Genomic DNA, 22,813 nt, shown 5'->3' with positions numbered 1-22,813 from the left:
AATCACGGACCGCGGCGGCTGCCTTGCGTCAATCTGATGCCGGCATGACCGGTCCGTGCCCGGATCGACCCTGCAATTCTGGTCACGATTTCCTTTACCGGAATCTCACCGGCAGGAGTGCAGGAATCGAGCCCGTTGCGTGCCCAGTGCAAACCGGCCTTGAAGATACCATGCAATGATCGGCTTTTACTGGGCATGTCGTGGATCGGCTGTCGGTTCCATCATGGTGAGACTACGGACGCCCGCGTCGCTTGCGGGTGCTTTCAGATAGACGGCCCGGCCCTTCGGTTGTGCAACTCCGGGGGATCTCCACGTTCAAACCGGAACTGCATAAGTTCGGTGGCTTGCGGGCTTTGGGAGTGGAAATCCATATGGTCGACCGCGTGGCGGTTGCGGCATTCAAGCGCGTACTTGATTTGGTGTCGCGGTATGTCACTATGGCAGGCGCAATGCCTACAACGCGCAACAACACCAAATTGCTTAACGACACAGACGATGCCGACTGTGCAGCGATCATCGAGACGCTGTCGGAAAAGAACGCGACCTATCTTAGGCGGCGCAGGCTTCTTGAAGGTCCCGGTGCACATGCATCAGACCTGGTGACCGAATGCGCAGAAGCCATACAACAAGACAACAGTCAGGCCCGGATCGATCGGTTCGTCGCACAGGTTTCGGAAAACGCGACAGAGCATGAGATTTTGACGCTGTTGGTTGCCGGGTTGCTCGAGCTTCGGCAGGGACGGTGGCAGGCAACCGAAATGCTAGGACGCGAGGTCGTCAGCCGCGATCACCATGACCTTATGGCGCAACGGCTTATTGATGCTGCCCGCGAAACGTCGGCGGATCTTGAAACCGAAGCCGACCGCTGGCTGCGGACGCGCACATGTGTCGCACCATTTCGGGAAATGGAAACGCGGGTCAACGGTGAGGTTCATTTTTGCTGCTCGGCATGGCAGCCGGTTCCAATTGGCCGTCTTGAAACCGCAGATGAGGGCGGATTCTGGAATTCAGACCGGGCCCGCGAAATCAGACGGTCCGTCCGTGACGGTGATTTTTCACATTGCAGCCGCTGGCATTGTCCGCAGATCGCCGGTCGCAGGCTTCCGGCCCGCACCCCGGAAACGCAAAGCCTGAAGCTTGAACTGGAAGAAGGCCCGGATCGGGTCATCCTGTCTCATGACCGGTCCTGCAACATCTCCTGCCCCAGTTGCAGGACGCAGCTGATCAACCTGCCGCACAAAGAAACAGAGCGCTTGAACAAGGTGTTTGAAGACCACCTTTTGCCGCTGGTCAGCAAGGCCACGAAAATCAAGGTGACCGGATCAGGCGATCCGTTTGGCAGCAGGCACTTTCGTCATCTTCTGGGGCGGTTGACGCAGTCGGGTCCGCCCGGGCGGCGTATCCAGCTTCATACCAACGGGTTGCTGGCCAATGAAAGGGCATGGAACGATCTGGGACTTTGGGACAAGGTTTCGTCGGTCTGGGTGTCGATCGATGCGGCGCAGGCCGACACGTACAGTGTGCTCCGCCGTGGTGGCGATTTCACCGCGTTAAGGAAGAACCTGCGCTTCCTCGGTGAACTGAATGCACGCGGAGACATCGATACATTGCGCCTGGACTTTGTTGTGCAAACTGCAAATTACAAAGAGATGCCAGCCTTCGTGGATCTTGCCAATGAAATGAACGCTGATGGTGTTTATTTCCTGCGGCTGCGCAATTGGGGGCATGTCACCCCGCAGGAGTTCAAAACCCAGGATGTGTGCTCGTCCGACCACCCCGAGCACAAAGACCTGCTTGATGTTCTGGCCGATCCGCGCATGGCGTGGGGCGGTGTGGATCTCGGCAGCCTCAACTCGATCTGACAGGTTGCCCCGGTGCGGGCTTACAGCTCTTTTCGGATCAGGATGTCAGCCAGACAGGAACAGGAGTCGTTTGTGCATCGGATCGGGTCGCGGGGCAGGTCAACGTCCTCGCCCAGATATCCGATTACTCCGCCGACGCCGCAGACACCCCGATAGACTTCGCCATTCCCTCGGACCCGCAGGGATTCGAGCCCGACATTGCAGTTGTACCCACGCCATCGGTTCTTGCCCCTGAGAATGAACTCATTCGGGGGCAATGTCTCGCACTGCCCGGACCGTGTGGTTGCGCGCATCAGAGAGCGTGGCTTTTCACCGACCGGAGCGTATTTCGAGGGCAGCCCTTTCGAAAGCACCCGCATCTGGTCATCGGTGTAATCGTACAGCTTTGCCCCGAATTCCTGCCGTAAGGGTTTTAACGAGATCGAAGCCGCCGGCAGCGCCGCGCGCAGTTCCTGGGCGTCTTCAAAGGTCTGGTCAAAGCGGTCCGGGTGCATCGTGACGTTGATATGGACGCTGATGCGGTCCTCCATCATTTTCGCCACACGGATGAAATGATCCAGCTCCGCGAACTCGGCGTGGTAGGTCAGGATGACGCTGTTCAGACACCCGCTTATCTTTTCCCAGAACCGGGGTGTCCGCGACGCATTGCTGATCAGGCTGACTTTGAAATCAATTTCTGACGCCTGCTGCAGCAAATCAATGATGCGGGGATGCATCGTGGGTTCGCCGCCGGTGAACTGAAGCCAGACAATCTTGTCCCGCTCGTCCACATAGTGGCGTTTCATCTGGTGATATAAATGCAGGACGTCCTTGGTCTTTTGCCATCGGACCGTGCCGTCATGCAACGCTTTGGGGCAATAGCTGCAAGCATAGCTGCACGCGTTCCCCAGCATCCAGTCCACCACGACGATTTTGGCATGAACGGGATCGGAATGATCGATCAGGGTAAATGCGTCGAGTTCGTTTTGAATATCTTCCATCTAAATCCAGGTGTTTTCATTCAGGTTACCCAAACATCCACCGAAAACTCAGCAACAGCGTTCATGTGGCGCTTGGCAATCGCCTCAGCGTAGCTTGAAATTGACGATGGGACAAAAAATATTGCTGAAACCCCGGTTCAGCGGGGCAGGGGACAGCGATCCTGTCCTTAACGCGAAAGTGGTCACAATCGACCCGACGGTGTCGGCTGACTTGTCAGCGAGTGGTCAATTTTTTATACTCTAAACCATATTTTTTTGCATTTTTGACGCGCCGGCCTGTGTTCTGTTTGACCGGGCTACAACAGCCTAGAGGTTATTCTACCGGCCAGTCGGGGGTAATCATGACGAAGGCGAGCGGCCGGAAGGCTCGACCAGAAGTTGCCAAGAAACGCGTTGCTCAGGCGCCGGGTATCTATGATTTTGTTCAATCCCCTGAATGGCAGAAGGTCCTTGAAAAAGCGCGGATAGAGCAAGAGACCGAGCGCGCCGCGCAGGATCAGCAGGGTAAAAAGACAGAAGCACCCAAAGCGACCGACCGCAGCCAGGCGCAATCAACCACAGGTGAACCTTCTCCGGTTGGGCTAATGCCGTGGTCGGACCAGCTTGAAGAAGCCAGAAAGAAAAGAATTACGGTAAGTGTGAAGTACACGGGTGAGTCGGAGGAAGCCGGGCCCGAGGCGCCTGATGGCAGTAAAACAGCCGACGCTGGCGAAATAGCCGAGGTTTTTTTCAAATCCCGCAGAAGTAAAAGCAGTTCCGCCGATCCAGATGCAGGGCTGAGTTTGCGGCTTTCACATGAAGAGATCGACTATCGCCTGTCCAAAAAGGTTTTTCAAAAACTGGAAGATCAGCAACGCGCGCGCCGCAAGGTCAGGCTGGGGTTTATCGCCGTTGGCTGCGCCATTGGTGCAATCGCATCATCTTCGGTGTTTTGGGTTCTTTCGGGATCAGGTCCGGATGAAACGGCAGGGCCGGTCACTGCTGACGTCGAGATAGCCTCTCCGCTACAGGGTGAGGATTTTGTTCCATCGCAACCTGATCTGCCGACGGCCGCGCTGGGTGAGACAGTCATTTCAACGGATCTGGTCGGCCTCGCGCCGGGGGCAGATACCCCGGACAGCAGTTTGACAGAGGTGGAAGATCTGGACAGTTCCGCTTCGGTGACGCCCCCGGTGCCGGATTTGCCAGAGGCGGCACAGCCGCCCGAACTGACAACACCAAGTGTCGCTCCAAGCGTTTTGGCCTACGTTCCCGCGCTAGAGCAGCCATTCCTACCGGTGGGTGGTCCCGGCTATCTGCCAACCCGAGAGGCGAACCCGAGTTTCCTGCCATATGAAATCGCACCAGAGTTTTTTGACCCCGCAATCGCTCTGGCGGCGGTCGCGGCGACTGGATTTGATCCTTTGGACATTGCGGCGGATGTGTTCACTCCACCGGCGCGGCCACCTGAACTTGCGGCTCAGCCTGTCTTATACAGACAACCTGCGCTGTTGCCGCCTGCGGCCGAGGCCAGATCATTGTCGGAACAGGTTCGGGCCATCCAGCCGGATTTGCCCGTATCGATCGATCCGATTGAAAACGCTTTGACGACTGTCGCATTGGACCCCTCGGCGCACCTTGGAGGCCCCGGAGTTGGTCCGGAGGCGCTGCAGACTCCCAAGTTGACGCGGCGGGCAGAACCATCAGGTACAGTGAGGCTTGTGACGCTGCCCGGTGCTGACGTCGAACCACCGCAAGCAAGTTCCATCGCAGGAGGGGCGGCGTTCAGGCTGTATGCACCCAACAGGCTGCCGCAGGATGCCGTGGATTCGGTTGTCGCCGACCTGACAACCACGGGTCATGAACTCAATGCGACGGCGCGTGTAGGCTTCCGGGTGTCGCAGTCCAACGTTCGGTTCTACCACAGGCAGGACGCCGCCAAAGCCGCAGCCCTGGCAAAAGACGCGGGTGCTTTGCTGCGCGACTTCACCGGGGCAAAAACAAAAACACCAAGCGGGGTGGTGGAGTTATATCTGGCCGGAGACGGCTTTAGCAGTTCCCCGGTCAAGCGCACGACCAAAAGAAACAGCCTCCGCGCGACGGCAAACAACCCGGTCAATCAACTTAGAAGTCAGGTTCTGAAAAAACTTCGGGCAACAACGAACTAAAGACGCTATTCTTGGAATTAAGTGCAAAACACTGAATCAAAGGGTGAGTATGGTTAACTAGTATTGATAAGGTTTTTTTTAAATGACTGATAGCAGACTCGTCGGCATTGTAACTGCGCTACTATTCCTAGCGTCGACCGAGGGCGCGCGTGCTGAGATCACGCTTGAACATCTGATCGCTATTGATCAGCTATTATCAACCAACGACACAAGGGCGCTCAGGTCATACCTTGAGAGAAATCCCGAGTTGCTGACCGGCGAAGACGAACTGTCGCGGGAATTGCGCGACTTTTACGATGCCGCATCCGCCGGCGGCCTGGACTTCGGCTATACCGCTTCTTCGCCTGACGCCCGGACGGGGACGAACTCGCGCGCAAGTTCGCTGCAGCACTAGGCCCAATGCCCGTGTTCGACGCCCTCAGTTGTCCTTCGCGCCCGAAGATCGCCTATATCATTGAACCACGGTTTTCTGGCGGCACGTCAGCGGCCGTCGCCGCCGAGCTTCGTGTGGCCGAGCAGTTCGGAGAGCTTGAGGTTCATGCGGTAACCTCAAGGACATTTGGCGAGGATAAGTATATTGCACCGGTGCTGCGGTGTGTGCTTGACGAGCTGAACATTCCACTGATTTGGGATGCGCCTCGGGTCAGTGCGGATTATGTGATCTTGCACAATCCGGCATTCTTAAAGTTCCAGGATTCATTGAACACAAGGGTCTTTGCGCGGAACCTGATCGTGGTCACGCATGAGAACTTTCTGCGTCCGGGCGGCGAAGAAGGGTTCGACGTTTTATCCTGCCTGAACCAGATTGAGGCCTCGGCGCTTTCGCTCAGGAAAACGCTTGCGCCGATTTCGCCGTACAATCGGAAAACCGTAACCGATTGGTTGACCGGGTCCCGTGTAGCCCGGCAATGGGAGGTTCTGGATGCTGACTGGTTCAACATCTGCGAAACCGAGATAGCGGCCCCCTGCGACATGCCCGTTGACCGCCGCGGAAGGCATTCCCGGCCCGGTTTTGAGAAATTTCCGGTTCTTGCCGATCTCGACAGGTGTTTTCCCGAACATGCGCAAAGCAACGTGATTCTGGGGGCCGACGCATTGCTGGATGCGCGTGTTCTGCGCCCGCATTGGACCTTGCTGCCCTTCAATGCCATTCGCGTAGACGAGTTTTTTGAAATGATTGATTTCTTTGTCTATTTCACAGCGCCGACCTGGCAAGAAAGTTTCGGCCGCGTCATCGCCGAGGCGCTGGCTGCGGGCAAAGTGGTTCTTACCAATTCCGACATAGGCGAAACCTTTGGTGACGCAGTGCTCAGTTGCCGCCCGGCAGAGGTGGACGGGATCATTTCCGACCTTATTGCGCAGCCGCACCGGTATCATGAACAGGTTGCCAGGTCGCAATCGGCGCTGGCGCGCTATTCCGCCGAGAATTTCAAGGCACAGCTGGCCAATGTCATTTCCGCAGACAGCGAGGTATCGGGATGATTTTCATTGAGGCCGGTTCGCGTTCCTTACGATCCTTCGATGCGCAATTGATCTTTGCCGAACAACTTGCCGCGCGCGGGTTCACCGCCTGCATCGATGCCGAGTATCTGCCGGAAAACGCAGGACGGGGCAGAGTTTACGAGGCGGCCAGATTTCTTGTCGACCCGGCAGAACATAAGGCCGAGACCATATTCGTGCTTGGTGCCGAGGATATCGATGATCTGCTTCTTGCGTCCCTTCGGCACAAGCAGCTTGGCCCGGATGTGCCAGTGATCGCGACGGGACGGTTCCTGACCCAGCAAAGCTATGTCGGTGCAAAGGCGCGTCTGGCCTATGCACTCGGTCGCGAAGCCACGGTGATCGACCTGACGGATTTTCAGCCGCGTTCGGTTTTGCCCTCGGCGATCAGCCCTCTGGTGGCCGAGGTTCGCACCACGCCCAGGCCCACGCGTGAGATGCCGAATGTCACGGTCGTTTTGGGCTCCATGGAACTGGACAACCCCGAGACGTTGCCCTGCTTGTCCCGGATGAGTAACCGGGGCGGTTATAATCTGCGGCTGGTTGTCAGCGGGGCGCAGAACGAGGTGATCAACGCCTCGCCGTTTCATGATTTGCCGACCAACCTGTATACCGATCTTTCGTCGCTGACTCTGGCAAACTCGACGGACATCTTAGTGATGTTCGGCCACGGCATTGCCGGTGTTCGTATGGCGGCTTTTGCGGTCGAGTTGATCGCGGCCGGGGGTGTTGCAATAGACTGCACCGATGACGAAGCTCTGGTGTCTTCTGGCGCGCCCGTCTTGCTTGGACCCAAAACTCCGTTTTCGCTGGATGGGTATCTGACGGGAAAGGTACTTGGCAACACCTCGCAAATTGCTGAACAGGCAAGAATGTCTCAGTGGCTTCATACGGTGGACATTTCCCGTCTGGAAAGCGCCGCAGGTCTGACCCCCGAAGCATGCGAACCTGTTCGAAGCGCGCAGAGAACCTTGTTCTTCCCAACAAACGGCGTTGGATTGGGGCACGCCCAGCGGTGCGCCGTGATTGCAAACGCGCTGCCCGACGACATGTCGTCGGTTTTTGCAGCCTTTCCCAGTTGCGTGCCGCTTGTCCGCCGCGAAGGTATCGATTGCATTCCGCTGGTTTCGCGGATCGACATGACAGACAATCCCGACGGCAATGATATCCTGACATACCGCCGGCTTCGCGCTGTGTTGCAGGAAAATGACAGCCTGGTCTTTGACGGCGGCCATGTCTTCGATTCCGTCTATCGTGTGATCCTTGAGCGGAACTTGTCAGCGGTTTGGGTTCGGCGGGGCCTTTGGCCGGACGGTCGATCCCGGCAGACCATGCTGCGCCGAGAAGGGGTGTTCAACCGGGTCATCGTCCCTTCGGAAGCCTTTGAAGAACTGAACGACGCCTACAGCTATGGCGATCACGTCCACTATGTCGGCCCGATCTTTCGTCAGGTGGTTCAGTCCGCCGATGAACGCGACGGGCTGAGAGAGCGATTGGCAGAACGATTCGGACGGGACTTCAAGCAACTGGTCGTCAGCATGTTGGGCGGCGGTGTGGCGTCTGACCGGTCGGCGCAGCTGCAGGCGATATCGGGGATGCTAGAGGATCGGACGGACTGTCTGCATCTTGTCGTGACATGGCCCGGCAGCAAGGTTCAGCCCGCCACGTTCGGGTGGACGAATACCCGCGTGGTCCAGACATTCGAGGCCACATCCCTGTGTCTGGCTGCGGATCTGGTCATTTCGGCGGCGGGGTATAATTCCGTCCTAGAGATACTATACAACAAAATCCCCGCGATCCTGATCCCGCAATCAGCCCCTTATCTGGACAATCAGGAGCGGCGCGCCCGGGCATTGGCCGACCGCGACCTTTGCGCGATCATCACCGAAAAAGACCTCATGAAACTGGAACGGACAGTGTCGGATTGCCTGGATCACGATGAGGTGGAACTCTACCGGTCTGCATTGGACAGGATTGAATTACCCGAAGCAGGAGCGTCGAAAGCAGCTGAAATCATTGCAGAGGTCAGGCACGGAAAATGACAGACATCTCTTGGTTCGAAATTCTTGGCAGGACGTCGCCAAAGCGGCCGGTTCAACTGGATGCGTTGATCACCGACAACCGCAAATCCAAGCCGTATGGGAAAGTTGTGTTCCCCGAAATGGACCTGACACCATCCACTGCCCTGTGGGAACGCGATAAGGGCGGCCCCACGTATATCGGTATTCGGGTTCTGAAACCTCTGGAGGCTGCGCACAATGTCGCAAGACGCCTTGCCGCCGCCGCACTGGAACGAGAGGTCTTTCCGGTCATTCTAAGCCGCGTCGAGTACAGCGGGTTCGAACAGTTCGGTTTTCGTGTCGAGCGTGTCCCGGACGAACCGGCGGCAGCGCTGGCCGCCGAAGCGGAAATCAGAAAGTTCTGGGACCTTGCGATCATCATAGACGGGGACGAAATCGGTCTATGGTCTCGTCAGAATAACGGGAGTTAAAGCGGGCAGGGCAGTGCGGGCTTTACGGTGCATCGCCCCGGCCACTGGGTGCCGTTGGTTACTCAGCTGGCGTATGGTGGTCGACTTGCCTTTTGCCGCCAGGGATGGATGGGGCCGCGCCTACTACGGTAATCGCGGGTTAGGCTCCAAACAGATCCAGATTTTGGTCCAGTATCGCGCGGGCCTGTGGTCCGATCAGCGGCGCCTCGGATGCTCGGTGGCCCGCGATATTCAGAACCGAGGCGGGGGTGGATTGCAGCCACTCCCGGACCTTCCGTGCGCAGGTCGCGGTTCCGTCCCTGACATCGACCACCAAATGCGGTTTTCCGGCGTCTTCTGCGAAAGCGATGGTTTGTTGCGTTCCCGGGCTTGTCGACCCATCAACAAAGATAAGCGTGGCATCGCTTGAGGCGACGTTGCACCGGGTTCTTTCAACAACCTTCTCTGAGTCCGTCTCGGACAGCCCGGTGAAATGTTCAGGAATCCGGCCCGCTTCATTCGTGCGGCCCTTTGGAACCCAACCGCCATAATCCAGCCCGTTGTGCCGGGCGAATTCCAATGCCGCCATATCCGCGCCGGTTTGCCCACCCGAGACGATTTTCATTGCTGATGCCTTTTCTGAGCAGAGCTTAACCGGCCTTTGCGTCCCGGGGAACTGGTGGAATTCAGGACTTGCGTCTTATGGACGTTACCTCATTCATAAGTGACGTGAAATAGCACGCCCCAAACCTTAGTTTTGTCACAATAAAACTCGTATCTGAAAAAGAGCAGAAAAAATCGGGAACAGGATTTGCTAAGCGCCATCATCAGGGCTGCGTCGCAGCGATATATGGATGTTCGTCTGAACGCCTCGGGCGGGTATCGGGTTCGTATTGTCGAACGTCCGGGTCTGTGGATGTCTCCGGATGAGTTGGACAAGCTGGTCGCGGACCTGCGTCAGGTGGCCTCGAAAACGCTGCCTGCCGGAGAGTTGACCTATGGGGTCTTTGCGGGCGACCGCGACAGGCTGGGACAGTCGGTGATCACGCTGGTTTCGCGCCGGGACGATCAGACGCCGGTGGCCTTTAACGCTCTGGCGCTGATGGAGGTCGATCTGGGGCACCGGTCCGAGGAAGTGCTGCATCTGGGATTGGTGATGGTCGATCCTGATCTGCGCAGTCAGGGGCTCAGTTGGGTGCTGTATGGGCTGACCTGTGTCTTGATGCTGTTCCGCAATGGGATGCGGCCGCTGTGGATTTCGAACGTGACGCAGGTGCCTGCGGTCGTGGGGCTGGTCGGCAGCGGGTTCGCGCGGGTCTTTCCGGCGCCCGAGGGCGGCGCGCAAAACCGGCGCAGCCTTCTGCATCTGCTGTTGGCGCGGGATATCATGCGGCATCATCGTCATGTCTTTGGTGTCGGCTCCGAGGCCGGGTTCGACGAAGACCGTTTCGTGATCACCAACGCCTATACGGGCGGTTCGGATCATCTGAAGAAGACCTTCGCCGACGCGCCCAAACACAGGGATCAGGTCGTGAACGACTATTGCCGGGATCAGCTGGACTACAACCGGGGCGACGACGTTTTGCAATTGGGGCAGATGGATACGCCAACTGCGCTGTCTTATGTCGGGCGTGAGGTTCCGCGTGGGTCCTTCGCAGCCGTTGCGCTGGCTGTTTTCGCGGCCGTGTTGCAGCGTCTGGCCATGCCGTTGTGGCAATGGGCGGACACGCAGCGGGATTTCGGCATTCTGCGCGCTAGGGAGCAGGGTAAATGAGCACGTTTTCGTATCAGGAATTCACCACGCGCAATCTGGGCTTTGTTTCGCAAGCCGAACAGGATGTGCTGCGCAACGCCTGCGTTTTTGTCTGTGGCACCGGCGGGATGGGGGGCAGTGCGATCATGACCCTGATCCGTGCCGGGGTAGGTCGTTTGATCCTTGCCGATCTGGACAGTTTCGAGGTTTCGAACCTGAACCGGCAATTGTTCGCGACGCTGGGAACGGTCGACCAGGACAAGGCGATGGCGACCCGGGACCAGTGTTTGCAAATCAACCCCGAGGCTGAAATCGAAGTGCTGGGCGCAGACTGGCCGGACCACGTGGACCGTTTGGTCCATACCGCAGATGTGGTCATTAACGGCACGGACGATCTGGGCGCCAGTCTGCTTCTGTATCGTACGGCGCGGATCAACAGGCGGCAGGTAATCGACGCTTATGCCTCGCCCTTACCATCGGTTTACGTCACCGGACCGGGTGACCCGATGCCGGAAGAACGTCTGGACTACCCCACGCAAGGCACCCTCTGGAACGCATTGACGCCGGAAATGCGTGATGCGGCTGCGGCTGCCGAAGCTGAATATGTGCTGACCCATTCCTCGTCCCGGCATCACGTGGATCTGGCCCTGGCGGGTGAGGTCATTGCCGGCACCCGCAGCCGGATGTCCTTTGCGCCCATGGTGATCATGGCAGGGACGCTGATGGGCGGTGAGGCGCTGCAGGCCGTTCTGGGGCGCCCGCATGGCGCCGATTATCGCGGCTGGTTCCTGAACCCTCATACCGGCAAGGTCGAGCGTCCCTTGCCGGGTTTTATGGCAGCCCTGATGCGGCCGCTGGTTCGGAGACAGATGAACAGGTTGCTGGCGTCATGACCGATACGGCGGCATTTCTGGCAGACACGTGGGTGTCAGTCTGCGCCGCGCTGGGCGCAATGGTTGTATTGCTGCATCTGGACGACCTCGTGCAAAGGCCGGAAATCGCCAGACGATTTCGGTTTTGCCTGTGGGTGCTGTTGGTATTGATGCTGTCCCGGATCGGCCATTGGGGTGGATGGGGCTGGTTTTTCTCTGCGACTGCGGCGTGTTGCGCGGCGTTGTTACCCTTGGCTGCCTTGGTTCTCGCCGAGGGCTTGCTGCGCCGGCATGCGCCTCCGATCCTGAAGCTGACCTGCGCCTGGGGTGCGGTCATTCTTGGGCTGTTGGGGCTGTTGCAATTCAGCAGCCTCGAGGTCTGGCGACTGACCGGGTTGCTGTTGTTCCAGTTGCTGGGTTTAAGCGGGGTTGCCATTTTCGTGCTGCGCCGCGACAGGGACAGCCTGTCCCCGACCGAGAACAGAACCGTCAACAGAATAAGCCTGTCCTTCCTGTTGATCCTGCCGTTTCTGGCAACGGATTACATGCGCGAGGCAGTGGTCGATGCCCCGGTCAGGCTGGGCGGCGTGGCCGTTCTAGTGCTGTGCTGGCTGTCGATCGGGATGAACCGTTCGGGGCTGAGGGCCCGGGATATCCTGCGCAGTTTCGGGATCGTGTTTTTGGTAACCGGGCTGTTGACCCTGACCCTATCCGGACTTGTGTCGCTGGACATGCGTGCCGGGGTGCAGGTCATGGCGGTCGTCGTGTCCACGTTGATCTTGCTGGCGATATGGCAGGCCGCGATTGCCTTGCGTATCGAGGACCGCCAACTGGTCGCCCTGCGTGAGATCGCCGAAGCAAAGGGGCAGGGGCCGCAGGCCAGCTTGGCCTTGCTGCGCCGCGCTGCGGGCGCTCCGGATGCGGTGCTGGTGGAAGAGGTCGATTTGTCGGGCATGAACCTTGGCGACCTGCGGTCCCGGTTCAGCGAAGTGCCGGTGCAACAGTTGGGAAGCACAGGGGACGAACAGATCAATTGGCTGTTCTCACGGTTTGACGCCACGCACGCCGTGTTGCTGTCGGCTGATCCCCTGCGGCTGGTGATGCTCAGCAGCCCTGACATTGCGGGACTGGACAGCACGGGCGCGGCCCTGCATGCGGTCCAGCGGATGGCCTCAGTTCTGGTGGCCGAGGGGCAATCATGATCGAACTCCTTGAGCGGGATTTCCCGAGTTTCTTTGCCGCTCCGTTTCACGCTTACGGGCCGGATGCCCCATACGTGTCGCCTATGAAGGCGGATCTGAAGCGGTTTCTCTCGGTCGGCAATCCGTTGTTTTCGGACGCCTCCGAATTCACCTATTTCACCGCTTTACGGCAAGGCAAACCGGTTGGTCGGATCACCGCGCATCTGCACTGGGCATCGAATGATCTGCATCACGAGGCCCGGGGATGCTTTGGCTTCTTCGATTGCGCAAACGATGCCGAGGCTGCAACCGCCCTGCTGCGGGCTGCGGAAAACTGGGCCCGCGGAAAAGGCATGACGCGGCTGACCGGCAACTTCAACCTGACCGCGATGCAACAGGCCGGGATCATGACCAGCGGGTTCGATCAGGCGCCCTTCACCGATCAGATCTGGGGGGCACCACACCTGCCGGGATTGCTGAAGGCGAACGGGTATGAGCCACATTTTCCCATGACAACGTTCGAGCGCCGTCTGGATGTGACGCCTGCGCCGCAGGTATTACCCGACACTCAGCGCGCGCACTTGTTGGACCAGGGGTTTTCCTTCGCCCCCGTCACCCGCGCGACCATTGCCGAACGGCTTGAAGATGCCCGCGCGATCCTGAACCGCAGCTTCAAAGACAACCCGATGTTCGTTCCGGTCACGGCCGAAGAGTTCCATTTTCAGGCCAAAGACCTGAAATGGATCATGGACCCGCGTATTTCCAAGGTGGTGCACTATCAGGGCAAACCCGCCGGAGCGGTGATCGCGATCCCAGACCTCAACCCGTTGCTGCGCCGGGTCGGGTCCCGGATGCGCCTGTCGCTGCCATGGCATTACCTGCGGTACAAAGCCCGCAGAGACCGCGCTGTGGTGATCTTTCAGGGCGTGATGCCAGAATTTCAGGGCCGTTCGGTCAATCCCCTGATGCTCAGCGAGATGACGCGCGACATGATTGCGGCAGGGTATAAGACGGTCGGCGGCACATGGATCGCCGATGAAAACACTGCCAGCCTGCGGCAAACCGAAAAGGCCGGGGCGGTGCCGTTGCATCGGTTGCACCTGTTTTCCAAGGAGTTGTCGTGATGGACCGGGCGGAATTTGAAGCCGTTGTGGCGCAGGCGATGCTGGCGCCGTCGGCCCATAACACGCAACCGGCGCGCTGGGCGCTACGCGACGGAGGCATCGACATTCTGGCCGACCTGTCCCGGCGTCTGCCCGTTGGTGATCCGACGGATCGTGACCTAGAGGTTTCGTGTGGAGCGGCGGTCGAAGGTACTGTTCTGGCGCTGGCCGCGCGTGGGGCGGGTGCCAGCGTGACTCTGACCGAAGGCACAGGGGGCACTCGCTTGCGCTCAATCGCCCGGGTCGTTCCCGAAGGCGTGGCTGCCCCTGATGATGCCGCGCTGGCGGCAGAAATGCCCGGGCGCCTGACCCATCGGGCGGGTTTTTCACCTGTCCCGAAAGCTGCCCTCGATAATTGGGCAGATGCGCATATGACGCTGGTGACGGCTGCGGCACAGATCGACTGGTTGGCCAAACAGATCGATATCGCCTCGGCCCGGATCATGCGGCCAAAACCCTTCCGTGCTGAGTTGCTGCAATGGATGCGGCTGCGCAAGGATGATCCGAGATACGATGCCGATGGTCTGAACCGGGATGTTTTGGTCATGGATGCAATCACCGCCAAGCTGGTACCGGTCGTGCTTGGCGGCAAGGTCTATGACCTGTTCTCTGTTCTGGGCCTTGGTCCGCAGCTTTCGGGCGAGGCCGCGCGTGGCAGGGCCGCAAGCGCGATTGCCTTGTTTCACTGGCCTGTGGGCGGGTCGATGGTCGATGCCGGGCGGGCGTTTTACCGGACATGGTTGCAGGCCACGGCCCGTGGGTTGGTTGGCTGGCCAGCGGCGGCGCTGGCGGATGATCCTGATACGCGCGCGGCGGTTTCGGATCGGTTCGGCGTCCCCGGCGACCGGGTGCTGTTCAATGCATTGCGGCTGGGGGTCGCCAACAAAGCCACCCCCAGCCGCGCGCGCCTTTCCCTGCGCGATGTGATCGTTTAGGCGGCGATATTGTCGCCCACTTCCTTCAGAAGTTTCTCGGTCTTGGCCTCTTCGATTCGGTTGTGCAGGCGCTGGGATTCTTCGCGGTCGCGCAGTGTTTTGGTGATCGAGACGGTGGTGTGTACCAGCATCAACGCGGACATCGAGTAGAACCCTTTTGCGGCAAAGCTGGCCTCGAGGAAATAAATGCCGCCCGTCATCATCGCCGCCGCAACAATAAATGAGGCGATGGTGAACATGTTCCATGCGTTCGACTGGGGCAGGTTCAGGTTTTCTTCGGTATTCATTGGACTATTCCTTTCAGTTTTTCAGTGCGTTAAATTTGGTTTTCGATGTTAGCTCGATTTCGACTTTGCGGATTTCTGGGCCTTCTTTTTCAGCCGCTCCAGAACCTCATCCGCGTTGGAACGCAGGGGTTTGCCGCAGCCTGCCTCGGCCAGTCGATCACGTACGTTTTCGGCGGATCCGGTGGTTTCCAACTCGGTCATGGCACGGGCGGTGGCGTCCATTTCGCTTTGCCGTTCCTGCAGGCGTTGCAGGGTGTCTTCGGCCTCACGCAGTGTTGACAGACCGCTGTCGGGGGCCACCTGCTGCAGGCGCTGCGTTTTGTCTGTCGCCGTAGCCAGCCGCTGACCACGCTGCAGTTGCCGCAGCCGGGTTTCGGCCTCACGCAAGACAGTGCGCAGCCGGGCGATTTCCGTATCGAACCGGGCCTGTGCCTGGGTGGACACGTCGCGCTCGGCTTCAAGGTGGGTGATGGCGTCGGCGGCGTCACGGGCCAGGTCGTCGCGGTTCTGTTGCAGGGCATCCAGCGTGCGGACCTCAAGGTCGGCGATTTGCTGGGTCAGCCGGTCATGCTGTTTCTTTTCCTGCTCGTTCTGAGCCATCGCGACGGCGACCGCCTTGCGAGACATCTGAACGGCATGGGCGCAATCCCTGATTTGCTGGCGCAGAATGGGTAGGGCGTGGCGGTCCGCGACAACGGTTGCCGCCTCATAGGCCTGACCTCGTAACAAAGTGGCAAACAGTTTGAACATCTTGGGCTCCTCGTTTATGAACATTGTTCATGAGGTGACTATGCGTTGATTCTGAACATTGTTCAACGCTAAAAATGAACGATGTTCAATTTTTGATGTAGCGGAGAATTAAGTGGCTAAAAACAAAAGAGAAATTCTGAAAGAAAATCTTCTGAATGCAGCAGAGAAAAGGATAAAGGCGCACGGGTTGGCGGCATTGCGGGCCAGAGATGTCACCAAAGATGCGGGATGCGCGCTGGGTAGCCTGTATAACGCCTACGAGGATCTGGACCTTTTGATTCTGGCGGTGAATTCGCGCACGCTGGCGCGTTTGCATACGTCTCTGCAGGACGCTTCGGCCTCAAAAGAGGCGTCTGAGGAAAAGCTGTTGGCGCTTGCACTGGCCTATCTTGAATTCGGCACCGAGAACCCGAACCTCTGGGCTGCTCTGTTTGATCACAGGATGCCGCCAGACGTACCGGTACCCGAGTGGCATCTGGAGGAACACGCAGGTCTGATTGCCGAGGTCATGCACCCGCTGTCGCAGTTAAGCCCGGGGCTGGATGACGCCACACTGGGCTTGCGCGCGCGTACCGTGTTCTCGGCGGTTCATGGCATTGTCAAGCTGTCGCTTGAAGGTCGGTTTGTCGCGTTGGATACCGATGCCGTTCGGACGGAGCTGTCTGGATTTGTCCAGCAGTTCCTGCGCGGGTATCAGGCGGACAAGCAATACTAGAGCATCAACCGCATCAAAAAAAAACGCCCCGAGATTGCCGTTGCATCACCGACGGAAACGCGGGCAAATTGGCCTTAGGGGTAGGGGCTGAACTAATAAATGGCAACACAATCCGAAGGTAGAGCAGTCTTTCTGACGGGCAGCCTGATGGGCCACGTCACCCGCATGTCACTGACCACCAGCATTGGCCTGATGGCGATTTTCGCGGTGGATTTCGTCGACATGATCTTCATTTCGATGCTGGGTAACGATGCGTTGGCCGCAGCGGTCGGCTATGCCGGGACGCTGTTGTTTTTCACCAATTCGATCAATGTCGGCCTGTCGATCGCAGCGGGCGCTTTGGTGGCGCGAGAGTTGGGGGCCGGGCGGCACGAGCAGGCCCGTCACTTCGGAACCAGCGTGGCGGTTCTGGGCGCTCTGGTCGGGTTGGTCGTCTCTGTGGCCGTTCTGCTCAACCTGACATTTTGCCTGTCTCTGCTTGGCGCCGAGGGCGAGGTGCTGCGATTGGCCGCCCGATATGTCTCGATCATTCTGCCGACAATGTGGGTGATGGCGGTTGCGATGACCGGCATGGCGGTGTTGCGTGCCTATGGGGATGCGCGGCGCTCGATGCAGGCTACGATTTACGGTGGAGTGGTCAACGCTGTGCTGGACCCGGTCCTGATCTTTGCCGTCGGGCTGGGGCTGGACGGGGCGGCTATCGCTTCGGTCATTGCGCGGGTTTGCATGCTGATTGCGGCGGTCAGACCGGCGGTGCGCGTGCATCGTGGTTTCGGGCGACCTTCGCTGCGACAGTTGGCGGAGGATGTCCGACCCGTAAGGGCGATTGCCGTGCCCGCAGTGCTGACCAATATCGCCACGCCCATCGGCAACGCCATTATCATCCGTGAAATTGCGCAGTTCGGAACGGATGCCGTGGCCGGTATGGCGGTGATCGGGCGACTGATGCCGGTGGCGTTTTCGGTTGTGTTCGCCTTGTCTGGGGCCATTGGCCCAATTGTCGGGCAGAACTTCGGCGCGGCGCAGTATGACCGCGTGAAAGCGACCTTTCTGGCCGGTGTTAAATTCACGGCCGTGTATGTCTGCCTGATGGCGGCCACTCTGTTCCTGCTGCGCGCGCCGATTGCCGACCTGTTTCAGGCGCAGGGGCAGACACGGGCGCTGATCTATCTGTTCTGCGGGCCGCTTGCGCTGGCCTCGTTCTTCAACGGCGTGATCTTTGTCGCGAATGCCAGTTTCAACAATCTTGGCTACCCGATTTATTCGACATTGGTGAATTGGGGGCGGCACTCGCTGGGCACCTGGCCGTTTGCGGTGGTCGGGGCCTATATCGCTGGCGCACCCGGCGTGCTGCTGGGTCAGGCGTTGGGAGGGGTCATCTTTGCGGTGATCTGTTGGGTTCTGGTTCGGCGGGTTGTTGCGAACCTGGTGGCACCACAACCTGCCGACCCGTTCGCTGGGCAGACCCGGTTGCAGGCCTTGTTTGGGCGTCGCGGCTGGTAAGCGGGTCAGTTGCCCTGATTGCGCGCTTCCAACCGTTCGAGGTTGACCACGGTCGACAGCATCAGGCGATCATGGCTCCAATCCTCGGCCTGTTGGACTGATGCGGCGGCCAGCCCAAGGATAAGTGCAAACAGGATGATCAGGCCGAGGAACATCAGCGGCATCGACGATTGCATCGCGGGCGCATCCGCCAGCGCAATCACCCGTTGGCGCAGAACACGTTTTGCCTTGCCGCCAGTGACCAGAGCCACGTTGAGAACACGCGGGCTGCCGCGCGTGACGGTACGGGCGCAGTAGTCCAGCAGGCATTTGGTATAGTCATGGGCATCGATGTTCTTGCGGGCCACGACCGACTGATCACAGGCCAGTTCACGCAGGCGGTCGAATTGGTATTTCAGCACCAGATAGGCAGGGTTCCAGAACAGCAGGGGCCGCAGCAATTCGAACCCGAGCTCCCACTCAACATCCCCGGCGCGCACGTGCTGAAGCTCATGCGCAAGGGCAAAGCGCAGCTCACGCGGGGTGTCCAGCAAGTGGCTGGGCAACACGACGTGACGCCGGCGCAGACCCCGGACCGCGAAGGGGACGGAGATGCGGTCGGACAGGCGGATATCCACCTTTGCCGACCGGCGCCACAAGAAGCTGGTGTTGACCGTCTCGCGGATCGCCAGACCGTCGCGGAACACGCGCAGGGCATAGATCAGCGATGCAAGCGCCATCATCACAAGGATCGCGGACACAATCGAATGCTCACCACTGAATAACACCTCGACCCAGCGTTGCCGCGTGTTCAGCAGCGCCTCGAACTGGGTGGCGGGCATGGCGATGTCACCGCGCAGATAGGCCGCCACGGCGATGTCTCCGATCGCCAAGGTGCTTTTGGCCTGAGTAAAAGCGGCCAGCGCAGATACACCCAGTGCCAGCAAGGGGCTTATGACGATACACAAGCAAAGCGCCTTGAGCGCCCGCAACTGCGCCACAAACCCGTGGCTGAGTGATGTCCGGGACAGAAGCCCCCGCGCAGCCAGCCAGAGTATTGCAGCCAGGCCGAGGACAAGATTCCATTCCAGATACGCGTCGAGAACCGGTTTAACCGCTGTCATTTTGCAGTCTCCTCTCTACCAGTGCCCGAATTTCCTCCAGATCGGCTTCGCTGAGACCCGCATCGTCAACCAGACGCGCGACCAGCGTGGCAGGTGTGTCGTCGAACAGGGTCCGCGACAGGTTCTGCAGCGACCGTGCCTGATATCTGTCCTTTTCCAGAAGCGGCGTATAGATCAGCGTCTTTCCGTCCTTGTGGCTTTCGACAAACCCTTTGTCGTCGAGAATCCGCAGGATGGTTGCACCGGACGTATAAGCCAGGTTGCGCTCTGGCGGCAGGCGATCAAGCACGTCACGGACCGAGCCCCGACCCAGGGCCCAGAGTTCGTTCATGAACTCAAGTTCCACTTCGGTCAGCAGGTTTTTTGTTTTCTTTTTTCGCATCGGTCTTTCGTGTCGCATTTTTTAGTATGCCTGACAGACAAGCATCCTTTCGCTGTTTCGCAAAGCTCAAACTTTCCAGAAGACGAAGATGCCCCAGCCGATCGACAGGAATAGGGGGATCCAGACGGGCTGGCCCACCAGTCCAAGCCAGGCAAGAAAGATATAGGCCGAGCCCAGCAGGGTGATGAAAAGGCGGTCGCCCAGCGTGGTCGTCAGGCCCAGGACACCGCGCCGTTCAATCCCGTCGCGATACTTGAAGCCTTCAAGCACGCCGATCAGGGCGATGGCCGAAAAGATGCCTACGAACACGGCCAGTGTCGCCGGGGTCCAGGCCATCCAGAAATCCGGCCACAGGGGATCGGTCCAGGAGAACCCCTTTTCCTCTTGCTGGCCGACACTGCCCCATCCGGCCTGCGCCTGAGCAAAGGCCGTCGAGGGCAGGAAGGGGAGGGTGAGAAGGAATTTACGCATATCGAACCTCACACACGACCCATCGCGAAACCGCGCGCGATGTAGTTGCGGACAAACCAGATGACGATGGCGCCGGGGATGATGGTCAGTGTCCCGGCTGCGGCCAGCAGGCCCAGCTCATACCCAGCGCTGGACGCGGTGCGGGTCATCACGGCGGCGATAGGTTTGGCTTCGACCGCGGTGAGCGTCTTGGCCAGCAGCATTTCCACCCATGAGAACATGAAGCAGAAGAAGGCCGCCACGCCGACGCCTGCCTTGATGTTGGGCAGGAAGATCGTCACGAAAAAGCGCGGGAAGGAATAGCCGTCGACATAGGCCGTTTCGTCCAGTTCCTTTGGGATGCCGCGCATGAAGCCTTCCAAAATCCACACCGCCAGCGGCACGTTGAACAGCGTGTGCGCCAGCGCCACGGCCAGATAGGTGTCGAACAGACCGATCGAGGAATAAAGCTGGAAGAACGGCAGGGCAAATACCGCAGCCGGGGCCATCCGGTTGGTCAGCAGCCAGAAGAACAACTGCTTGTCGCCCAGAAACCGATAGCGCGAGAACGCATAGGCGGCGGGCAGGGCGACACAGACCGAAAGCACCGTGTTCAGCGTCACATAGGTGATCGAGTTGATATAGCCCCAGTACCATGTCGGGTCGGTGAAGATGGTGATGTAGTTCTCTAGGGTAAAGGTCTGGGGGAACAGGGAAAAGCCCGACAGGATCTCGTTCGTGGTCTTGAAGGACATCGCCACCAGCCAATAGATCGGCAGCATCAGGAACGCGATATAGAGGATCGGGATAAGGGACCGCTTCTTCATTGCGCGTCATCCTTTGTCATCAGAGTGTAGAAGACCCAGCTGACCAGCAGCGTGATGGCGAAATAGATCAGGCTCATCGCGGCCGCAGGGCCAAGGTCGAACTGTCCCAGCGCGATCTTCACAAGGTCGATCGACAGCAGGGTGGTTGAGTTGCCGGGGCCACCGCCGGTCAGAACGAAGGGCTCGGTATAGATGTTGAAACTGTCCATGAACCGCAGCAGAACGGCGATGGTCAGAACGGTTTTCATCTTGGGCAGTTGGATATAGCGGAACACCGACCAGGGGCTTGCCCCGTCGATCTTGGCGGCTTGATAATAGGCATCCGGGATCGACACGAGGCCCGCATAGCACAGCAGCACCACCAGCGAGGTCCAGTGCCAGACATCCATCACGATGACGGTGATCCAGGCGGACAGAGGCTGTTGCGTCATGTCATAGTTGATGCCCAGAACGTCATTCAGGAAATATCCCATCAGGCCGATCTTGGGCAGGGTGAAGATGTTCCACATCGACCCAACCACGTTCCACGGGATCAACATCGGCAGCGCCATCAGCACCAGACAGACCGGCACCCAGAAGCCTTTGCGCGGCATGGACAGGGCGACGATAATGCCCAGCGGCACCTCGATCAGCAGGATCAGAAAGGTGAACAGGAATTGCCGACCCAGAGCGGCCTGAAAACGATCCGAGCGCAGGATTTGTTCGAACCAGCCAAGCCCTTCCCAGAAGAACTGGTTGTTGCCGAAGGTTTCCTGCACCGAGTAGTTGACCACCGTCATCATCGGCACCAGCGCATTGAATGCGACCAGCGCCAGAACGGGCAGGACAAAGAACCAGGCTTTTTGGTTTTCGGTTCTCATCAGCTGCACTCCTCGGTTGCAATCCAGCCGTCGCGGTAGACGCGGGATTGTTCTGGTTTGAATTGCAGGAAGACCTGCGAGCCCGGTTCGGGCACGCTGTGTTCGGTCACGGCCTTAAGGGCGGTATTACCGACCATGGCACTGACCACGTAGTGGCGACCAATGTCTGACACCTTGGTTACATGCGCCGGGATGCCGGTTTCGCCAAAGCCCACATATTCAGGGCGGATGCCCAAATCAGTGCGGCCTCCGTCCCCATGGGCGGGGCCTTCCAGCATAACCTCGTGGCCTTCGAATACTGCCCGGTCGCCCTTGGCCTCGCAGGGCAGAACGTTCATTCCGGGTGAGCCGATGAAGTGGCCGACAAACGTGTGCTGCGGGCGTTCGAACAGCTCAACCGGGGTGCCGATCTGAACCACTTCGCCTTCCTGCATCACCACGACCTCATCGGCAAAGGTCAACGCCTCGGTCTGGTCGTGGGTCACGTAGATCATCGTGGCTTTAACGCGCTGGTGCAGCTCTTTCAGCTTGGACCGCAGTTTCCATTTCAGGTGCGGATCAATCACGGTCAGCGGCTCATCGAACATCACCGCGTTCACGTCGTCGCGGACCAGACCGCGCCCCATCGAGATCTTCTGCTTGTTGTCCGGGCTTAGACCCGAGGCGCGGGTGTTCAGCATATCCGTGACGTCCAGCATCTCGGCAATCTCATCGACGCGACGCTTGATCGTTGCGGGGTCGACGCCCCGGTTTTTCAGCGGAAACGCCAGGTTCTCGCCCACGGTCATGGTGTCGTAGATCACCGGGAACTGGAACACCTGTGCGATGTTGCGTTGATCTGGGGGCAGGGCGGTGACGTCCTGACCGTCAAACAGAATTTGCCCCTCGGACGGCGTCAGCAGGCCCGAGATGATGTTCAGCAGAGTGGACTTGCCGCAACCCGACGGCCCTAGCAGCGCGTAAGCGCCGCCATCGCGCCATGTCACGTCGATTTCCTTCAGCGCATAATCCTCGGGGCCTTTCGGCATAGGCATGTAGCTGTGTCGCAGGTTTGAAAGCTTGATTTGTGCCAT

Annotated in this window: 23 protein-coding genes; 13 read left to right on the top strand and 10 right to left on the bottom strand. The window is 59.0% G+C overall.

Translation table 11 applies throughout. From position 1 onward, the window contains the following. The first annotated feature begins 371 nt into the window (after nucleotides 1-371). The gene (locus tag ACR0DO_RS02520) at nucleotides 372-1,862 is read left to right on the top strand and encodes a radical SAM/SPASM domain-containing protein (RefSeq protein ID WP_480556499.1); all 1,491 of its coding nucleotides are present in this window, start codon (nucleotides 372-374) and stop codon (nucleotides 1,860-1,862) included. Nucleotides 1,863-1,882: 20 nt separating this feature from the next. Here ACR0DO_RS02520 and ACR0DO_RS02515 read toward each other — a convergent pair whose 3' ends face one another. Then, nucleotides 1,883-2,842, bottom strand: a complete 960-nt coding sequence (locus ACR0DO_RS02515; RefSeq protein ID WP_170441484.1) for a radical SAM protein — start codon at nucleotides 2,840-2,842, stop codon at nucleotides 1,883-1,885. 341 nt (nucleotides 2,843-3,183) lie between these two features. Here ACR0DO_RS02515 and ACR0DO_RS02510 point away from each other — a divergent pair, with 341 nt between their 5' ends. The 5 genes from ACR0DO_RS02510 (at nucleotide 3,184) to ACR0DO_RS02490 (ending at nucleotide 8,980) form a co-directional block, all read left to right on the top strand. Continuing rightward, nucleotides 3,184-4,989 (top strand): hypothetical protein, encoded by a 1,806-nt coding sequence (locus tag ACR0DO_RS02510; RefSeq protein ID WP_480556497.1) that lies wholly within the window; start codon nucleotides 3,184-3,186, stop codon nucleotides 4,987-4,989. An 82-nt stretch (nucleotides 4,990-5,071) separates the two neighbouring features. Beyond that, nucleotides 5,072-5,383 (top strand): hypothetical protein, encoded by a 312-nt coding sequence (locus tag ACR0DO_RS02505; protein ID WP_170441490.1) that lies wholly within the window; start codon nucleotides 5,072-5,074, stop codon nucleotides 5,381-5,383. A 5-nt stretch (nucleotides 5,384-5,388) separates the two neighbouring features. After that, nucleotides 5,389-6,471, top strand: a complete 1,083-nt coding sequence (locus tag ACR0DO_RS02500) for a glycosyltransferase (RefSeq protein ID WP_480556495.1) — start codon at nucleotides 5,389-5,391, stop codon at nucleotides 6,469-6,471. Beyond that, nucleotides 6,468-8,531 (top strand): glycosyltransferase, encoded by a 2,064-nt coding sequence (locus ACR0DO_RS02495; RefSeq protein ID WP_480556493.1) that lies wholly within the window; start codon nucleotides 6,468-6,470, stop codon nucleotides 8,529-8,531. Before ACR0DO_RS02500 ends, ACR0DO_RS02495 begins: the two co-directional genes overlap by 4 nt. Beyond that, nucleotides 8,528-8,980, top strand: a complete 453-nt coding sequence (locus tag ACR0DO_RS02490; RefSeq protein WP_480556491.1) for a hypothetical protein — start codon at nucleotides 8,528-8,530, stop codon at nucleotides 8,978-8,980. The genes ACR0DO_RS02495 and ACR0DO_RS02490 overlap by 4 nt, the downstream gene beginning before the upstream one ends. A gap of 139 nt (nucleotides 8,981-9,119) precedes the next feature. Here ACR0DO_RS02490 and ACR0DO_RS02485 read toward each other — a convergent pair whose 3' ends face one another. Beyond that, entirely contained in the window at nucleotides 9,120-9,584 is a 465-nt protein-coding gene (locus ACR0DO_RS02485) for a putative molybdenum carrier protein (protein ID WP_480556489.1), read from the bottom strand. Nucleotides 9,585-9,809: 225 nt separating this feature from the next. Here ACR0DO_RS02485 and ACR0DO_RS02480 point away from each other — a divergent pair, with 225 nt between their 5' ends. Genes ACR0DO_RS02480 through ACR0DO_RS02460 form a run of 5 tightly spaced genes read left to right on the top strand, consistent with a single transcriptional unit; the run spans nucleotide 9,810 to nucleotide 14,863 of the window. Beyond that, nucleotides 9,810-10,733 carry a hypothetical protein gene (locus ACR0DO_RS02480; protein WP_480556488.1) on the top strand — a complete coding sequence of 308 codons (924 nt, stop codon included), beginning with the start codon at nucleotides 9,810-9,812 and terminating at the stop codon, nucleotides 10,731-10,733. Continuing rightward, nucleotides 10,730-11,605, top strand: coding sequence for a ThiF family adenylyltransferase (locus ACR0DO_RS02475; RefSeq protein ID WP_480556486.1), 876 nt, complete (start codon nucleotides 10,730-10,732; stop codon nucleotides 11,603-11,605). The genes ACR0DO_RS02480 and ACR0DO_RS02475 overlap by 4 nt, the downstream gene beginning before the upstream one ends. Next, on the top strand, nucleotides 11,602-12,786 hold the full coding sequence (locus tag ACR0DO_RS02470; RefSeq protein WP_480556484.1) for a hypothetical protein: 1,185 nt from the start codon (nucleotides 11,602-11,604) through the stop codon (nucleotides 12,784-12,786). The genes ACR0DO_RS02475 and ACR0DO_RS02470 overlap by 4 nt, the downstream gene beginning before the upstream one ends. Next, entirely contained in the window at nucleotides 12,783-13,889 is a 1,107-nt protein-coding gene (locus tag ACR0DO_RS02465; RefSeq protein ID WP_480556483.1) for a GNAT family N-acetyltransferase, read from the top strand. The genes ACR0DO_RS02470 and ACR0DO_RS02465 overlap by 4 nt, the downstream gene beginning before the upstream one ends. After that, entirely contained in the window at nucleotides 13,889-14,863 is a 975-nt protein-coding gene (locus ACR0DO_RS02460) for a nitroreductase family protein (RefSeq protein ID WP_480556481.1), read from the top strand. The genes ACR0DO_RS02465 and ACR0DO_RS02460 overlap by 1 nt, the downstream gene beginning before the upstream one ends. Here the strand turns inward: ACR0DO_RS02460 and ACR0DO_RS02455 are convergent. Together ACR0DO_RS02455 and ACR0DO_RS02450 are read right to left on the bottom strand one after the other, a co-directional pair. Beyond that, nucleotides 14,860-15,150: a YiaA/YiaB family inner membrane protein gene (locus ACR0DO_RS02455; protein WP_480556480.1), complete on the bottom strand. Its 291-nt coding sequence runs from the start codon at nucleotides 15,148-15,150 to the stop codon at nucleotides 14,860-14,862. The genes ACR0DO_RS02460 and ACR0DO_RS02455 overlap by 4 nt on opposite strands. 48 nt (nucleotides 15,151-15,198) lie before the next feature. After that, entirely contained in the window at nucleotides 15,199-15,900 is a 702-nt protein-coding gene (locus ACR0DO_RS02450) for a PspA/IM30 family protein (protein WP_480556479.1), read from the bottom strand. 112 nt (nucleotides 15,901-16,012) lie between these two features. On the opposite strand from ACR0DO_RS02450, the gene ACR0DO_RS02445 reads away from it, so the two are divergent. After that, nucleotides 16,013-16,615, top strand: coding sequence for a TetR/AcrR family transcriptional regulator (locus tag ACR0DO_RS02445; protein WP_480556478.1), 603 nt, complete (start codon nucleotides 16,013-16,015; stop codon nucleotides 16,613-16,615). Nucleotides 16,616-16,714: 99 nt separating this feature from the next. Next, nucleotides 16,715-18,118, top strand: coding sequence for an MATE family efflux transporter (locus ACR0DO_RS02440; protein ID WP_480556476.1), 1,404 nt, complete (start codon nucleotides 16,715-16,717; stop codon nucleotides 18,116-18,118). Nucleotides 18,119-18,123: 5 nt separating this feature from the next. On the opposite strand, the gene ACR0DO_RS02435 is transcribed toward ACR0DO_RS02440, so the two are convergent. The 6 genes from ACR0DO_RS02435 to ACR0DO_RS02410 all read right to left on the bottom strand — a co-directional run bounded on the left by ACR0DO_RS02435 (nucleotide 18,124) and on the right by ACR0DO_RS02410 (nucleotide 22,813). After that, nucleotides 18,124-19,221 (bottom strand): M56 family metallopeptidase, encoded by a 1,098-nt coding sequence (locus ACR0DO_RS02435; RefSeq protein ID WP_480556475.1) that lies wholly within the window; start codon nucleotides 19,219-19,221, stop codon nucleotides 18,124-18,126. Continuing rightward, nucleotides 19,208-19,603, bottom strand: coding sequence for a BlaI/MecI/CopY family transcriptional regulator (locus ACR0DO_RS02430; protein WP_480556473.1), 396 nt, complete (start codon nucleotides 19,601-19,603; stop codon nucleotides 19,208-19,210). The genes ACR0DO_RS02435 and ACR0DO_RS02430 overlap by 14 nt, the downstream gene beginning before the upstream one ends. Nucleotides 19,604-19,669: 66 nt before the next feature. After that, complete coding sequence (locus ACR0DO_RS02425; RefSeq protein WP_170441532.1) at nucleotides 19,670-20,074, bottom strand: DUF2160 domain-containing protein; 405 nt, start codon at nucleotides 20,072-20,074, stop codon at nucleotides 19,670-19,672. An 8-nt stretch (nucleotides 20,075-20,082) separates the two neighbouring features. Beyond that, nucleotides 20,083-20,880: a carbohydrate ABC transporter permease gene (locus tag ACR0DO_RS02420; protein WP_170346512.1), complete on the bottom strand. Its 798-nt coding sequence runs from the start codon at nucleotides 20,878-20,880 to the stop codon at nucleotides 20,083-20,085. Continuing rightward, nucleotides 20,877-21,740 carry a carbohydrate ABC transporter permease gene (locus tag ACR0DO_RS02415; protein ID WP_170670891.1) on the bottom strand — a complete coding sequence of 288 codons (864 nt, stop codon included), beginning with the start codon at nucleotides 21,738-21,740 and terminating at the stop codon, nucleotides 20,877-20,879. The genes ACR0DO_RS02420 and ACR0DO_RS02415 overlap by 4 nt, the downstream gene beginning before the upstream one ends. After that, a complete protein-coding gene (locus tag ACR0DO_RS02410; RefSeq protein ID WP_480556472.1) occupies nucleotides 21,740-22,813 on the bottom strand; it encodes an ABC transporter ATP-binding protein in 1,074 nt (357 codons plus the stop codon). The genes ACR0DO_RS02415 and ACR0DO_RS02410 overlap by 1 nt, the downstream gene beginning before the upstream one ends.

The organism is Ruegeria sp. AM9, from assembly GCF_056540565.1.
Note: the sequence above shows the minus strand (reverse complement) of the source record. Positions and strands in the feature narration are given on the sequence as shown.

Coding starts and splice junctions, on each gene's coding strand:
- ACR0DO_RS02415 (WP_170670891.1), bottom strand. CDS start 21,740: ATGAGAACCGAAAACCAAAAAGCCTGGTTCTTTGTCCTGCCCGTTCTG.
- ACR0DO_RS02435 (WP_480556475.1), bottom strand. CDS start 19,221: ATGACAGCGGTTAAACCGGTTCTCGACGCGTATCTGGAATGGAATCTT.
- ACR0DO_RS02515 (WP_170441484.1), bottom strand. CDS start 2,842: ATGGAAGATATTCAAAACGAACTCGACGCATTTACCCTGATCGATCAT.
- ACR0DO_RS02470 (WP_480556484.1), top strand. CDS start 11,602: ATGACCGATACGGCGGCATTTCTGGCAGACACGTGGGTGTCAGTCTGC.
- ACR0DO_RS02460 (WP_480556481.1), top strand. CDS start 13,889: ATGGACCGGGCGGAATTTGAAGCCGTTGTGGCGCAGGCGATGCTGGCG.
- ACR0DO_RS02450 (WP_480556479.1), bottom strand. CDS start 15,900: ATGTTCAAACTGTTTGCCACTTTGTTACGAGGTCAGGCCTATGAGGCG.
- ACR0DO_RS02475 (WP_480556486.1), top strand. CDS start 10,730: ATGAGCACGTTTTCGTATCAGGAATTCACCACGCGCAATCTGGGCTTT.
- ACR0DO_RS02425 (WP_170441532.1), bottom strand. CDS start 20,074: ATGCGTAAATTCCTTCTCACCCTCCCCTTCCTGCCCTCGACGGCCTTT.
- ACR0DO_RS02480 (WP_480556488.1), top strand. CDS start 9,810: ATGGATGTTCGTCTGAACGCCTCGGGCGGGTATCGGGTTCGTATTGTC.
- ACR0DO_RS02485 (WP_480556489.1), bottom strand. CDS start 9,584: ATGAAAATCGTCTCGGGTGGGCAAACCGGCGCGGATATGGCGGCATTG.
- ACR0DO_RS02420 (WP_170346512.1), bottom strand. CDS start 20,880: ATGAAGAAGCGGTCCCTTATCCCGATCCTCTATATCGCGTTCCTGATG.
- ACR0DO_RS02520 (WP_480556499.1), top strand. CDS start 372: ATGGTCGACCGCGTGGCGGTTGCGGCATTCAAGCGCGTACTTGATTTG.
- ACR0DO_RS02490 (WP_480556491.1), top strand. CDS start 8,528: ATGACAGACATCTCTTGGTTCGAAATTCTTGGCAGGACGTCGCCAAAG.
- ACR0DO_RS02505 (WP_170441490.1), top strand. CDS start 5,072: ATGACTGATAGCAGACTCGTCGGCATTGTAACTGCGCTACTATTCCTA.
- ACR0DO_RS02495 (WP_480556493.1), top strand. CDS start 6,468: ATGATTTTCATTGAGGCCGGTTCGCGTTCCTTACGATCCTTCGATGCG.
- ACR0DO_RS02465 (WP_480556483.1), top strand. CDS start 12,783: ATGATCGAACTCCTTGAGCGGGATTTCCCGAGTTTCTTTGCCGCTCCG.
- ACR0DO_RS02440 (WP_480556476.1), top strand. CDS start 16,715: ATGGCAACACAATCCGAAGGTAGAGCAGTCTTTCTGACGGGCAGCCTG.
- ACR0DO_RS02410 (WP_480556472.1), bottom strand. CDS start 22,813: ATGGCACAAATCAAGCTTTCAAACCTGCGACACAGCTACATGCCTATG.
- ACR0DO_RS02430 (WP_480556473.1), bottom strand. CDS start 19,603: ATGCGAAAAAAGAAAACAAAAAACCTGCTGACCGAAGTGGAACTTGAG.
- ACR0DO_RS02510 (WP_480556497.1), top strand. CDS start 3,184: ATGACGAAGGCGAGCGGCCGGAAGGCTCGACCAGAAGTTGCCAAGAAA.
- ACR0DO_RS02500 (WP_480556495.1), top strand. CDS start 5,389: ATGCCCGTGTTCGACGCCCTCAGTTGTCCTTCGCGCCCGAAGATCGCC.
- ACR0DO_RS02455 (WP_480556480.1), bottom strand. CDS start 15,150: ATGAATACCGAAGAAAACCTGAACCTGCCCCAGTCGAACGCATGGAAC.